At 38.8% G+C, this 13469-nt stretch carries 16 protein-coding genes; 14 read left to right on the top strand and 2 right to left on the bottom strand.

Features of this window, described 5'->3' with window-relative positions:
• Positions 1 to 7: 7 nt before the first annotated feature.
• The gene (locus tag E7274_RS01855; protein ID WP_304173306.1) at positions 8 to 1249 is read left to right on the top strand and encodes a 3-isopropylmalate dehydratase large subunit; all 1242 of its coding nucleotides are present in this window, start codon (positions 8 to 10) and stop codon (positions 1247 to 1249) included.
• Here the strand turns inward: E7274_RS01855 and E7274_RS01850 are convergent.
• Positions 1246 to 2184 carry a CobW family GTP-binding protein gene (locus E7274_RS01850; RefSeq protein ID WP_304173239.1) on the bottom strand — a complete coding sequence of 313 codons (939 nt, stop codon included), beginning with the start codon at positions 2182 to 2184 and terminating at the stop codon, positions 1246 to 1248. The genes E7274_RS01855 and E7274_RS01850 overlap by 4 nt on opposite strands.
• A gap of 134 nt (positions 2185 to 2318) precedes the next feature.
• Here E7274_RS01850 and E7274_RS01845 point away from each other — a divergent pair, with 134 nt between their 5' ends.
• The 13 genes from E7274_RS01845 to E7274_RS01785 all read left to right on the top strand — a co-directional run bounded on the left by E7274_RS01845 (position 2319) and on the right by E7274_RS01785 (position 12996).
• Positions 2319 to 3239 (top strand): carbohydrate kinase family protein, encoded by a 921-nt coding sequence (locus E7274_RS01845; protein WP_304173236.1) that lies wholly within the window; start codon positions 2319 to 2321, stop codon positions 3237 to 3239.
• A gap of 45 nt (positions 3240 to 3284) precedes the next feature.
• Positions 3285 to 3458: a hypothetical protein gene (locus E7274_RS01840; RefSeq protein ID WP_155952487.1), complete on the top strand. Its 174-nt coding sequence runs from the start codon at positions 3285 to 3287 to the stop codon at positions 3456 to 3458.
• A gap of 49 nt (positions 3459 to 3507) precedes the next feature.
• Complete coding sequence (locus tag E7274_RS01835) at positions 3508 to 4122, top strand: cyclodeaminase/cyclohydrolase family protein (protein WP_304173235.1); 615 nt, start codon at positions 3508 to 3510, stop codon at positions 4120 to 4122.
• Between the two features lie 12 nt (positions 4123 to 4134).
• Positions 4135 to 4989, top strand: a complete 855-nt coding sequence (locus tag E7274_RS01830) for a bifunctional 5,10-methylenetetrahydrofolate dehydrogenase/5,10-methenyltetrahydrofolate cyclohydrolase (RefSeq protein WP_304173233.1) — start codon at positions 4135 to 4137, stop codon at positions 4987 to 4989.
• Positions 4990 to 5073: 84 nt separating this feature from the next.
• Complete coding sequence (locus tag E7274_RS01825) at positions 5074 to 5727, top strand: PilZ domain-containing protein (protein WP_304173231.1); 654 nt, start codon at positions 5074 to 5076, stop codon at positions 5725 to 5727.
• Positions 5728 to 5744: 17 nt separating this feature from the next.
• Positions 5745 to 6659, top strand: a complete 915-nt coding sequence (locus E7274_RS01820) for a hypothetical protein (protein WP_304173229.1) — start codon at positions 5745 to 5747, stop codon at positions 6657 to 6659.
• A gap of 99 nt (positions 6660 to 6758) precedes the next feature.
• Positions 6759 to 7217, top strand: a complete 459-nt coding sequence (locus E7274_RS01815; RefSeq protein WP_304173227.1) for an HD family phosphohydrolase — start codon at positions 6759 to 6761, stop codon at positions 7215 to 7217.
• Positions 7218 to 7338: 121 nt separating this feature from the next.
• Positions 7339 to 8535 (top strand): efflux RND transporter periplasmic adaptor subunit, encoded by a 1197-nt coding sequence (locus E7274_RS01810; RefSeq protein WP_304173225.1) that lies wholly within the window; start codon positions 7339 to 7341, stop codon positions 8533 to 8535.
• A 2-nt stretch (positions 8536 to 8537) separates the two neighbouring features.
• Positions 8538 to 9230, top strand: coding sequence for an ABC transporter ATP-binding protein (locus E7274_RS01805; protein ID WP_304173223.1), 693 nt, complete (start codon positions 8538 to 8540; stop codon positions 9228 to 9230).
• Entirely contained in the window at positions 9227 to 10738 is a 1512-nt protein-coding gene (locus E7274_RS01800) for an HlyD family efflux transporter periplasmic adaptor subunit (protein WP_304173221.1), read from the top strand. Before E7274_RS01805 ends, E7274_RS01800 begins: the two co-directional genes overlap by 4 nt.
• 10 nt (positions 10739 to 10748) lie before the next feature.
• Positions 10749 to 12002 carry an ABC transporter permease gene (locus E7274_RS01795; RefSeq protein WP_304173219.1) on the top strand — a complete coding sequence of 418 codons (1254 nt, stop codon included), beginning with the start codon at positions 10749 to 10751 and terminating at the stop codon, positions 12000 to 12002.
• 17 nt (positions 12003 to 12019) lie between these two features.
• Complete coding sequence (locus tag E7274_RS01790; protein ID WP_304173217.1) at positions 12020 to 12775, top strand: exodeoxyribonuclease III; 756 nt, start codon at positions 12020 to 12022, stop codon at positions 12773 to 12775.
• 53 nt (positions 12776 to 12828) lie between these two features.
• Complete coding sequence (locus tag E7274_RS01785; protein WP_167541227.1) at positions 12829 to 12996, top strand: hypothetical protein; 168 nt, start codon at positions 12829 to 12831, stop codon at positions 12994 to 12996.
• A 34-nt stretch (positions 12997 to 13030) separates the two neighbouring features.
• On the opposite strand, the gene E7274_RS01780 is transcribed toward E7274_RS01785, so the two are convergent.
• Positions 13031 to 13408, bottom strand: a complete 378-nt coding sequence (locus E7274_RS01780) for a thioesterase family protein (protein ID WP_033154376.1) — start codon at positions 13406 to 13408, stop codon at positions 13031 to 13033.
• Positions 13409 to 13469 lie beyond the last annotated feature (61 nt).

The following is a 13469-nucleotide window of genomic DNA, read 5'->3' as shown; positions in this document are numbered from 1 at the left end:
TGGAAAAATGGGAAAGACACTAGTAGAGAAAATAATTGGAAATAAAGTAGGGCATGATGTAAAACCTGGAGATATTGTCACAGTAGATGTTGATTGGTGCATGATTGATGACATCATGGTTCCTTTTGCTGTTCAGAAGTTTGAAGAGATGGGCTTTTCAAAGGTAAAAAATCCTGACAGCGTTGTTCTTATATATGATCATTTCCTTCCTGCAACTCAGGTAGATGACACACGTCATTTCAGAGAGGGAGATGAATTTGCCAAGAAATATGGCATCAAAAATGTTCATAGAACAGATGGTATTTGCCACCAGCTTATGACAGAAGCTGGATATGTAAAGCCAGGAGACATTGCATTTGGAACGGATAGCCATACAGTTACATATGGCTGCGTTGGTGCCTTCTCAACAGGTATCGGATATACGGAAATGGCTGGCATCCTTGGAACAGGTCAACTTTGGATAAAGGTTCCAGAGACTATCAAAATAGAAATAGATGGTACTTTGCCAGGAAATGTTACATCAAAGGATATCATTCTTAGAATAATCGGGGATTTGACTGCATCAGGAGCTACCTATCAGGCTATCGAATTTACAGGAAGTACAGTAGATGCCATGAGCGTGGCTAGCCGAATGACTATGTCTAATATGGCTGTGGAAGCTGGAGCAAAGTGCGGATTGTTTGTTCCTGATGATAAGACATGCGACTATTGCAAGATAGAATATGACGAAAGCATTAAGGCTCTCAAGCCAGATAATGATGCAAAGTATTCAAGAATTCTCAGATATAGAGCAGAGGATATGGTTCCTGTGTTGGCTTGTCCATCTTTGGTGGATAACATTCATCCAGTTTCAGAGCTTAAGGGGACAAAGGTTGATCAGGTATTCCTTGGCTCATGCACAAATGGAAGATTAGAGGATCTTAGAACAGCGGCAACAATTTTAAAGGGAAAGCATGTTGCGCCATTTGTGAAAATGATTGTTACTCCTGCAAGTCGCAAGATTTATAGAGAGGCCTTAGCTGACGGTACACTTGAAATTCTTTCAGATGCCGGTGCGATTATCACTACTCCAGGCTGTGGTTTGTGCTGTGGAAGAGGAGGCGGAATCCTTTCAGATAATGAAGTGGTGGTTGCCACTAACAATAGAAATTTCCTTGGAAGAATGGGAACTAGCAAGGTTCAGATTTATCTTGCAAGCCCTGCAACAGCTGCAGCAACAGCAATTGCAGGCAAGATAACAGAAGCTTAATTATCGGCTTCCATAAATTCACGGATTTTGCTTTCATTAAGGTTTTCACCAATAACAATGAAGACTTGCTGACCTACAGACATTGGTGTTAGTTCAAATTCATTTTTTGTGACATTGAACTGATACCAAGTATCGTCTTCATTAAAGAAGCCCTTTGCACGAAGGATTTCGCCAAATGAAGAATCAGTCATAAGAGTATCGATTTTTTCTTTTAGGCATTCCTTTTTTAATGGGAGCTCAAGAAAATAAACTGTTTTATAACCACTGTCATCAGTGGTTATTTTTTTTATGTATGATCTTGAAGCATAGCTGCTGTTTGAGATTAATTCAAAATCATTATCATCTAAATCATCCCAATTTTTATCAAAGACAATAGAATCAATATTGATATTAAGGTTTGCTTTTTCTGCCGCAGATTTTAAATGAGACTTGGTGTTTTCAATATGCTCCAAGTCTGTAAGTTGAGTCCTGCTGAGAATGATGCGCCCAGCGTTTGCTATCTGGCTTGCCAAGAAGAAATCAGAATCATCGGAAAGATTATCCTCTAGTCTAGCATCAACAATAGTTAAAACTGTACCTATTTCATACCATCTATCAAGTGGTTCATCTCTGAGAACATCAAAAAACTCATCCACATCAAAAATACCAGATGGCTCAATGATAACTCTATCATAACCGCTCATTGCCATGGCGATAAGCTTTGTTTTAAAACGGCGCTTGTGGCAATCGGCGTCACATCCACCGGCAACCATTTCAAGCTCGCAATTGTCCCCGCGCAAATCATTAAGAAGAAGCATATCAACATTTACTGCGCCGTAGTCGTTTTCCAATATTCCAATGCGTTTGCCCTGGGAAATGAAGTGATTTGCATATTTTTTTAGAAAGGTAGTTTTGCCGCTACCTAAGAATCCTGTAATTAAGTCTACTTTAATCATGGTATACCTCGTATCATAGTTATGTAACAATTTAGGTATATTATAAAGGACAACACATTGGTAGTAAATTATTGTTTAAAATTCTAAAAGCATGTGATAGTATTTATACATTGTTTAAAAAGGAGTAATTAATAATGGGAATTGTAGTACTAGGAGCAGTTTTTATTGATATTAAAGGTCACTCTACAGCAAGCTATATTCCAGCAGGTAGAAATGTTGGTACTGTAGAGGAAGTACACGGTGGCGTTAGCCGAAACGTTGTAGAGGATATTGCAAATGTTGAGCTTCGTCCTACATTTGTCAGTCTTGTAGATGAAAGCGGTATCGGTACAGGCGTACTTGAAAAGCTTAACAATCACAAGGTAGATACAAGATTTGTTCGCCGCACTCCTGATGGAATGGGAAAGTGGCTTGCAGTTTTTGATAATCATGGAGACGTTGTTGCATCTATTTCAAAGCGTCCTGATCTTTCTGTAATCAACGATATTCTTGATGAACAGGGTGATGAGATTTTCAAAGACGCAGATAGTATTGCTCTTGAGATTGATATGGAAAAGGATTCCATCAAAAGAGTATTCAAATATGCAGAAAAGTATAATCTAAAGGTTTATGCAGCTGTATCAAACATGAGTATCGCTGTTGAACGCAGAGATTTCTTAAAGAATGTAGAGTGCTTCGTTTGCAATCAGCAGGAAGCAGGCATCCTTTTCATGGATGATTATTCAGAGAAAACACCTGAGGAGATGGAAGAAATCCTTGCAAAGAAAATCCAGGGTGCGCAGATCAAAAAGATGATTGTAACTCTTGGTGGCCAGGGTGCTGTTTATGCAGATATTGATGGCAACACAGGATTCGTACCTGCTAGAAAGGTAGATGTAAAGGATACAACAGGAGCTGGAGATTCATTTTTCGCTGGCGTAACAATTGGTCTTACATACGGCAAAACAATTGAAGAGGCTTGTGAAATTGGATCTACACTTGCAGCATCTGTAATTGTAACTTCAGATAATGTATGCCCACGATTTTTACCTAGTGAGTTCGGCTTAGAAGTATGATAGAATAGTCATGAATAATTTAGGATAATTGATTGGGCTAGAGTAATGTTAGAAAATGATAATCTAAAATACAGACAGATGTATTTTGATATGGACGGTGTTATCAAGCAAGAGACATACGTTTACCACAGAGAATTAACACCAGAGGAGCAGGAAAACTACGACAATTTAGTAGCTGATTCTGACCAGATGACTATTTTTGACTTTATTACTGATTAGACCTTGGATTGCCAAGGTCTTTTTTGCATTATATAAAAGGAGAAATGCTATGAGTTTAACTAATTCAACACTGCAGGAATTTACAGAGAAGCTTGCTTCAAAGACATCAGTACCAGGAGGTGGCGGAGCTAGCGCAATGGTTGCTAGCATTGGAATCGCTCTTGGGGATATGGTTGGCGAGTTCACTGTTGGGAAAAAGAAATATGCAGACGTAGAGACAGAAATAAAAGAGCTAATGGAAAAGGCTCAGGATATTAGAGTTAAACTTTTAAAAGGCATTGATGATGATGCTATTGCCTTTGAACCTCTTTCTAAGGCTTACTCAATCCCAAAGGAAGACCCTTCTAGAGATGAGATAATGGAAAAATGCTTGAAGGATGCTGCACAGGTGCCATTTCAGATTCTTCAGCTGGCATGTGAAGCTGTGGATTTGCAAAGAGAATTTGCAGAAATTGGTTCAGTACTTATGATTAGCGATGCTGCAACTGGAGTCGCAATGCTACAGGGCGCAATTAAAGGGGCAGCTGTCAATGTAAAGATAAACACCAAATCTATGAAGGATAGAGAGTATGCTTCAGATTTAGATTCTAAAGTGGAAGCATTAGTTGATGAGTATGTAAGCAAAGCTGATGAAATATACAAAAGCGTTATGGAAAGATTATAAACTGGAGGTATCATGGCAAAGTTATTAAAAGGTAAAGAAGTAGTTGATGCATTAAATATAAAAATGGCTAATCAGGTGGAAGCGCTCAAAGCAAAGGGAGTTAATCCTACACTTGCTATCCTTAGAGTTGGGGAGAGAGCAGATGATCTTTCCTATGAAAGAGGAGCAATAAAGCGCTGCCAGCAGGTTGGAGTGGAAGTACAGGTTGAGGCTCTTGAGGAGGGTGTTTCTGAAGAAGGATTTTTTGAGAAGCTTAATGAGTTAAACGAGGATGACTCTGTTCATGGAATTCTTATGTTTAGACCACTTCCAAAGCATATCGATGGTGAGAAAGCCAGAAATATGCTGAAGGCTGAAAAGGATGTGGATGGATGCACTGATTTATCTCTTGCCGGTGTATTTACAAACACAAATCTTGGTTTTGCACCATGTACAGCTGAGGCAGCAATGGAAATCTTAAAGCATTATGATATTGCACTTTCTGGCAAGAAGGTTGCGGTCATTGGTCGCTCACTTGTTATTGGTAGACCAGTTGCAATGATGCTTATGCACGAAAACGCAACTGTTACAATTTGCCATACAAGAACAGTTGATATTCCTTCTATTACAAAAGATGCAGATATTGTAGTGGTAGCTTCTGGTCAAATGGAAAGCATTGGAAAGGAATATTTGAGAGAAGGCCAGACTGTAATTGATGTTGGTATTAGCTGGAATGATGAAAAAGGCAAGCTTTGTGGCGATGTTAAGTTTGACGAAGCTGAACCAATTGTAGATGCTATTACTCCAGTGCCAGGTGGTGTTGGAGGTGTTACAACAAGCATACTTGTAAAGCATGTTGTAGAGGCAGCAGCAAAAAAGACTGTTTAATTTTCAAAATGTATGAATTTTTTATACAAAAACTCCGATTAATTATGTAGAATAGTTGTTATAAGGGGTTAAGGGAGACGAATTATGATTATTGAGCAGCTAAGGGCAGGACAGGAGGTCACACTAGAAGTACTTATTGGTGGCTCATCATTTGAATTGAAGACAGAGGTGGTTGGAACTAATGCTGAAACAGGAGCATTGGTTAAGCCATACGTGTATAACGGACAGGTTGTGGATTTTACAAATGGATCTCCACAGAGCATGACATTCTCACTCCATTGCATAGATCCACACACTGGTGGTAGAGTTGTGTGGAAAAATGTAGCTGTTAACGTTATCAAATTCAGAGGTGTGGATTACTATGCCGTAGATGCCAAGGCTTTTGGTAAAATCGCAGCATCCAGTGAACGACGTGAGGATGTTAGAGTGCATGTGAAAAAGCCAGGCTCTGCTCTTATGGAAGATGGTCGACGTTTCTCCATCTCAGTTTTGGATATTAGCGACAGTGGAGTTTCCTTTATTGGTAATGCTAATAGAGTCACAATAGGTGACGTTGTAGAGGTTAACTTTGCTGATAATGCTCATAATTCAGATTTTAGCTTGGCTGTAAAGGCTCGTGTAAATAGAGCTGAAGCTGAAAACAATGGCATATTGTATGCTGGTAAAATTTTAGAGAGAGATAATAAGCTTTTAGCGTATCTATGCTTTAAAGGCATGGATGAAAAGTTAGATAGATAGCGATAGGGACGAATTATATGGCAGACGATAAGTTACGACAAGAGCTACTATATATGGTTCGACTTACTTCTAAATACGATTTTAGTCGTATGGAGGTTGTTGAAGGTATACTGAGGCTAGAAAATGAAAGACAAATTCTAGGTTCTGTTTTTGGTAAGAGATTTAAAACAAGGATTTTTGATATAGCAGCTGGACAGGCTGTGGATGAGACATGTGTTATTTGCGGGCAGCACGCTGATAATAAAGTAATATGCCAACACTGTCTCTCAACTATTGGTGATAGCGAATATGCTAAAAATAAAATCAAGACTAAAGAAAATGATAAAAAGCTTAAGCTTCCTGACTTCAGAAAGATAATAGATAAAATAAAATCTATTACTATAAAGAAAGAGAAAAAAGAAGAGGGCAAAGAAACAGTTAAAGAAAAGGCTCCTAGCAAGATTAGTGTTGGCAAAGTAAAACGCTATGTACAGGGAGTTTTAATTGTTTGTTTAACTTTGATTTTATTTATTCAGATTTGGATTCTGGGATTATGGCTTAGTATTCAAGATTATAATCCAACCGAGGAAGCTAGGGTTTCCTCAAATCAGATGGTTCCGGTGGAATCGGCAGATGATGCTTATGCTCAGCTGCTTTTGGATTTCCCAGAGGAGGAAGGATATACAGTTGCATTTTCCAGAGAGGATGCTGATTATGTGGGAAGGTTTTTGCTTAATCCTGGAGACTGTTGCTTGGAAATAGAAGAAAGTCTATCCGATGAGGAGAGATACGATTATTTCTTCAAGGAAGATGTTTATGTTTTCTATATTTCATATTTAGAGGAGAATACAGGAAAGGTGGGGATTGCCGAGGTTAACCATGCAGGTTCTATCTTGATAGAAGGTTCATTTAATGACGGACGACGTACAGATTCCTTCTACAAATTCAGATAGAATTATCATATTCTACATACTACATTCACAGCCTAGACATAATTCTTTGATAATATTTCAACTGCGATTTGTAGTGAATATGGTTATCTCGGAGGTGTTATGAGACTTAGACCAGATGAAGAGGCAAGATTAAATAATATCTTGGCGCCAATTAGAAGTGATTTAAGAGTTCAGAAAATGAAGAATTATTTCCAACATGGGAGAATAACAACATTCGATCATGTAGAAAGCGTCACTAGACTTAGCTTCTGGATCAATAAACGACTTCATATAGGAGCAGATGATAGAGTTCTTACAATAGGAGCTTTTTTACACGATTACTATTTGTACGATTGGCATGTTACTGATGAGGGACATGGACTTCATGGTTTTTCTCATTCAAACACAGCAAAAGAAAATGCTATTAATGATTTTGGAATAGGGAAAAGAACCCAGGATGTTATTGAAAGCCATATGTGGCCACTCAATATCACAAAGATTCCTAAAAGCAGAGCAGCATGGATTGTATGCATCGCTGACAAATGCGTATCAACCCGAGAAACACTGCTTTGTAGATAAAAATTAAATTAAGAATATATTATACTAGGGCCATTGTATTTGCTTGCAATGGCCCTATATTAATGCTATAACTGTATTAAGGGAAATAGAACAGTTAATGTTCATCGAAAGGACGAATGATATGAAAAAAAAGGTTATAGCTATTGTGCTTGCAGCGATAATTGTGGCTGCAGGAATTTTCGTGTGGAAATCAGGAATTATATCAGGAGGTGCAACTGGTTCTGATGATTCAGCGGAGGTATACGTTATGTCTTTGTCTGATATCATGGGAACTAACAGTGGATATTCTACTAATGTCTTTATGGGCGTTGTGGAAGGTCAGGAGTCTACAGGTATCACAAAAAGTTCTGACAGAGAGTTAGATCAGCTTTTTGTATCTGAGGGCGACACTGTTACAGTTGGAACACCTCTTTTTTCGTATAAAACAGATTCTCTGGTATCAGAGAATACTCAGTATGGCTTTGAAATTGAAGGCTATAACCTTAGTATTGCTGATTACAACAACGATATTACCAAGACTCAGGCAGAGCTTGATAAAATCAAGGGCAATACAGATGAGGATAAAACTAAAAAGGAAGAGCTTACCAATCAAATTAATTCATTAAATACAGACATTGCTATTGCCCAAAACAATATTGAAATGGTTAATGCAAAGATTGAAGCTAACAACAATAAAATAGCAAATTCTACTGTAACTTCTACAGTTGATGGCACAATTACAAAGATTGCAGATGATACAAACCCATACACAACAGACGGTTCTTTTATCACAATTCTTGCATCTAAGGAGATGAGAGTTAAGGGACAAATCAACGAGCAAAACGTATGGGCAATCAATGTGGATGAGCCTGTAACACTTCGTTCTCGTGTGGACAGTAGTCAGACATGGAAAGGAACAATTACCAAGATTGATACTGAATCAAAGCAGGAAAACAATGATTCGTCATATTATGGTGGTGGTTCTTCTGATTCTAGTTCCACAAAATATCCTTTTTACATCACACTTGAGGATAGTGAGGGCCTAATGATGGGGCAGCATCTATACATCGAACTTGGACAGACAGATGCTCCAGAGATGGACTTTACAGATGGCACATATTTATATGATTACTATATTGCCTATGATGAAGAGGGCAATCCATTTGTATGGGCAGACAACAAGGGACGTTTAACAAAGGTTCCTATCGAGCTTGGAGATTATTATGAGGAGCAGATGGTATATTCTGTTTCTGGTATTGATAATGACACATTAATCGCTTTCCCAATGGAAGATTACACTGAGGGAATGAAGACTGTTAGCGAATACGAGGGAGAATAAGAATGATTGTAAAACTTGAAAACATTTACAAGGTTTACGGTGAATCTGGCACAGAGACCTCGGTTCCAGCATTAAACGATGTGTCACTTACTGTAAACGAAGGTGAATATGTGGCAATCATGGGGCCATCAGGTTCTGGAAAGAGTACCCTGATGAATGTTATTGGTTGCCTGGATAAACCTACATCCGGTGTTTATTACTTTGAAGATAAGGACGTATTAAAGCTTAAGGATAGACAGATGTCTGATTTGAGACTTCACTCTATCGGATTCGTTTTCCAAAGCTTTTATCTTATGAATGAGGAAAACGCAATTGAAAATGTAGCGCTACCTCTTTCATATGCAGGAGTACCTAAAAAAGAAAGAGAAAGACGAGCAATTGAGGCACTTACAAGAGTAGGCCTTGCTGACAGAGTAAAATTCCGTCCAGATCAGCTTTCCGGAGGCCAGAAGCAAAGAGTTGCTATAGCTAGAGCTATTGTTAATAATCCAAAGGTACTTTTGGCAGATGAGCCTACAGGTGCTTTGGATCAAAAATCAGGTGCAGCTATCATGGACCTTTTTCAAAAGCTCAATGATGAAGGCACAACTATTATAATGATTACTCACGATGCTAATATTGCTAGCCATGCAAAAAAGACATACAGAATTGTGGATGGTAAGCTTTACCATGGATTAGAGGAGGATAAGGAATGAAAAAGATAATTAAACCTGTCCTCATAATAGTTATAATTCTAGCCTTGGTCGTTGGTGGCTTGTACGGTGGCTACAGATACAGTCAAAGCAAAAAGACTGCCGAGGTTGTGGCTGTTAGTATGTATGCCATGGATGGCTACTGGGGCGATTCTATCAACAGTTATGGAGATGTTACATCAGACAAGTCTCAGACTACTTACCTTTCATCAGGAACAGAGATTTTATCAGTCAATGTTCAGCCTGGTGATCATGTTAACGAAGGCGATGTTCTGATGACAGTTAAAAAAGAAACACAGGACATTAAAGGCAAGGAGCTTGAAGTAGAAAAAGCTAGACAAGCGTATATTGCTGATACAGTTACACTTGAAAGACTTCAGAATACAACACCTATTCCTGAATACATTTCAAGCTCACCAGATACCAGAACAAGAGAGTTTCTAGTTAGTAAGGAATACAGATTAAAAACCGGATCTACCTTCGGAGAATACAAGGAAGACCATGTTGTTTACGAAGAATTCTATGATCAGTCTGGAAATATTACATCCACTCTCTATTATGATGAAAAGGGAAGTTCCCTGGATGAATCTGAGGATACTGACAAAATCAATGCTATCGTAAATGCGGATCATTCTCTTTTCGAATGCTACGAAAATTATGAAACAACAGAAGTTACTGTAGGTACATTCTATTACAATGCAGAAACAGGAGAGATGATTGGTCATGAAGGTGTTGATGGAGAGGGAAATGTTGTAGAGCGCTACAATGCTCCTGAAGGTTACACACCTACACAGCTCAAGGATAAGATAGAAGAGGTTGAAAACACCCTAAAAAAGCATGACCTTGATCTTAGAAAAAAGGAAAATGAGCTTGATGTTATGAAAAACACCAATGACAATGGTGAGATTCTAGCAAAGGTTTCAGGTACAGTATCGAAGGTTCAAAATAAGGACAATTACAACAACACCCAGCCATTCATGATAGTTACAGCTACTGATGAATACTATATTTCCGGCAGTATCGGAGAGTTCTATCTGGATAGCGTAAATGTTGGAGATACTGTCACTATTTCTTCTTGGGATACAGGTCTTACAGCAGATGCAGTAATTACTTATATCAGTGATACTCCAAACACAGATAACAACAATTTCTATTCTGGAGATGGAAACACAAACAGCAGCAACTATGAGTTTAAGGCAAGCTTCGATAGAAGCAGCGGTATTGAAATTGGCTCCGCAGTAGATATTACAATCACACCAGCTGGCCAGGAAGATACCGGTCTTTACATCTCAACATACTTTGTACGTAAGGATGCTGGTGGCAATTATGTTATGAAAATGAATGCTGACAATAAACTTGAAAAGGTTTATGTAAAAGTCGGCAAGAGCCTTTGGGGTTCAATGATTGAAGTTAAAAGCGGTGTTACTATGGATGATTATCTTGCATTCCCTTATGGAAATGGGGCAGTGGAAGGTATGAATTGCAAAATAGTAGATTCTTTTGCGTATTAAGGGAGGACTTATGTTAGAAAATTTACGATTAGCCTTTAGAGGCATATGGACACATAAGCTTAGATCCTTTTTGACAATGCTGGGTATCATAATTGGTATTGCGGCTATTATCGCCATAGTATCTACTATCGAGGGAACCAACCAGCAGATTAAAGAAAATCTTATTGGTTCAGGTTCCAACACAGTGGATATTCAGCTTTATCAAAATGATTGGCCACTTGATTTAAGCTATAGCGAAGCACCATTTGGAGTTCCTCAGGTAAGCGATGATGCTTTATCTGAAATCAGAGACTTGGATGAGGTCAAATCTGCAAGCAAATACGCCAACAGACAGGTTTATGATGGAGTCTATTATTTGAATAATTCCATGAACGGTGGCTATGTAAAGGGTGTTGAAACTGATTATTTTTCAACAGCCAACCTTACAGTTAAAGACGGTAGACTCTTTACTGAAGAGGAGCTTAAAAACTACAAAAAAGTCTGCATCATAGATGACGGTGTGGTAGAGGAGCTGCTTCACAACGATGAGCCAATAGGAAAAATCCTTGAGATTCAAGGGGATTCATATGTTATAATCGGAGTTGTTGCATCACGATCAACATTTGAGCCTACAATCAACTCAATTTCCGATTATGAAACATACATGCAGGATGAATCTGGAACAGTTTATATTCCGCTTTCAACCTGGCCTATAAGCTACAAGTATGATGAGCCGGAAAATGTCCTTGTCAGAGCAAATTCTACTGATGATATGACTGCGGCAGGAAAGAAGACTGCAGATATTATGAACTCATACATCAGCCCAACTGATGATACAATCAAGTATCAGTCAAAGGATTTGTTGGAACAGGCACAGCAGCTTCAGCAGCTTTCATCATCAACAAATTCAATGCTTATTTGGATTGCCGCAATCTCACTTTTAGTTGGTGGTATCGGTGTAATGAACATCATGCTGGTATCTGTTACAGAGCGTACAGCAGAGATTGGTCTAAAGAAAGCTATTGGAGCTAGAAAAGGGAAAATCATGGGACAGTTTCTTACAGAAGCTGCCGTACTTACATCCATGGGAGGTGTACTTGGAGTTGCTAGTGGTATTGGACTTGCTCAAATAATATCCATTATGAGTGGCACACCTGTTGCAATATCATGGCCAGCGGCTTTTATAGCTGTAGTATTCTCAATGGTAATCGGTATTGTATTTGGAATATTACCTAGCCATCAGGCTGCTAATCTCAATCCTATTGATGCACTACGCACTAATTAATTTGAGCTGGAGGTTATATGAGTAAATTTATTTCATGGAATGTAAACGGCCTTAGAGCAGTAGTAGGAAAAGGCTTTTGGGAGTATTTTGATGAGGTAGATGCAGATATCTTTTGTCTTCAGGAAATCAAGCTCTCCGAGGGACAGTTTGATTCCGAAAAAGAAGGATATCACGTCTACTGGAATTATGCAGAAAAGAAAGGCTATTCAGGCACAGCTATTTTTACTAAGAAAGAGCCTATTTCTGTAAGCTACGGTATCGGAATAGAAGAGCATGACCACGAAGGAAGAGTAATAACTCTCGAGTTCGAGGACTATTACTTTATTACATGCTACACACCAAATTCTCAGAATGAGCTTAAGCGTCTTGACTACAGAATGACATGGGAAGACGATTTCAGAGCTTACATGTGCGAGCTTAACAAGAAAAAGGGCGTAATCCTTTGTGGAGATTTAAATGTTGCCCATGAGGAAATTGATATCAAGAATCCTAAGACAAATCGTCGTAATGCAGGCTTCACTGACGAGGAGCGTGGCAAGATGACAGAGCTATTGGATGCTGGATTTGTAGACAGCTTCAGATACTTTTATCCAGACCAGGCCGAAATCTATTCATGGTGGTCATATCGATTCCATGCAAGAGAGAAGAATGCAGGTTGGCGCATAGACTATTTCATAGTTTCAGAGGATATAAAAGACAGAATGAAGGATGCCAAGATACATACAGAAGTTATGGGATCAGATCATTGTCCAATAGAATTAGATTTTGAATAGGCATTAGGCGGGCAATATGCTATCATAGAGTATATCAGTGGGAGGTGCTTATTATGGCAGATAAAAAAGAAGGTACATTTGTAGTACATGTTAATAAATGCGAAAACGACACATGGCAGGGCCAGGTCACATGGGCTGACCGGGACGAAAAGCTTAGCTTCCGCAGTGCCATGGAATTAATGTCAATCATTGATGCTGCTTTAAATGCAGACGAAGAATAAAACTAATGGCTAGCCATCTGGCTAGCCGTTTTTATTATTTATTTGCCTTTGCAAGGAACTTTTCGTTATTAATGATAAATCTCTCATGAGTACCCATACCCACAACACCGCTTTCATCAGAACAAACAACTTCAAAAGAAAGCTTACGGCCGTCTATTTCAATAAGAGTAGCCTCACAAATAATAGTTTTTCCAATAGCTGAAGGAGCCATATGGCTAACATCTACCTTTGTTCCTACAGTACCCAGGCCTTCCTCAAGCTCTGGCTGAACCATTTTCCAGCAAGTCTCCTCCATAAGAGCAATCATCGCAGGTGTCGCAAACACCTCAAGAGCCCCGCTAGTAAAAGCCTTCGCAGTATTATCAATGGTCACAACCGTCTCAGCGGTATTCTTCATCCCAATTTCCAACATAGTATAAGTCCTTTCCCAACAAATATAATTTCGCGACCTCCACTATAATACCACACATCAC

Origin of the sequence: Pseudobutyrivibrio ruminis (assembly GCF_015057245.1) — a bacterium.
GTDB classification, from domain to species: domain Bacteria; phylum Bacillota; class Clostridia; order Lachnospirales; family Lachnospiraceae; genus Pseudobutyrivibrio; species Pseudobutyrivibrio ruminis_E.
The sequence above is the reverse complement of the archived record's forward strand: the minus strand, read 5'-3'. Positions and strand labels throughout refer to the sequence as shown.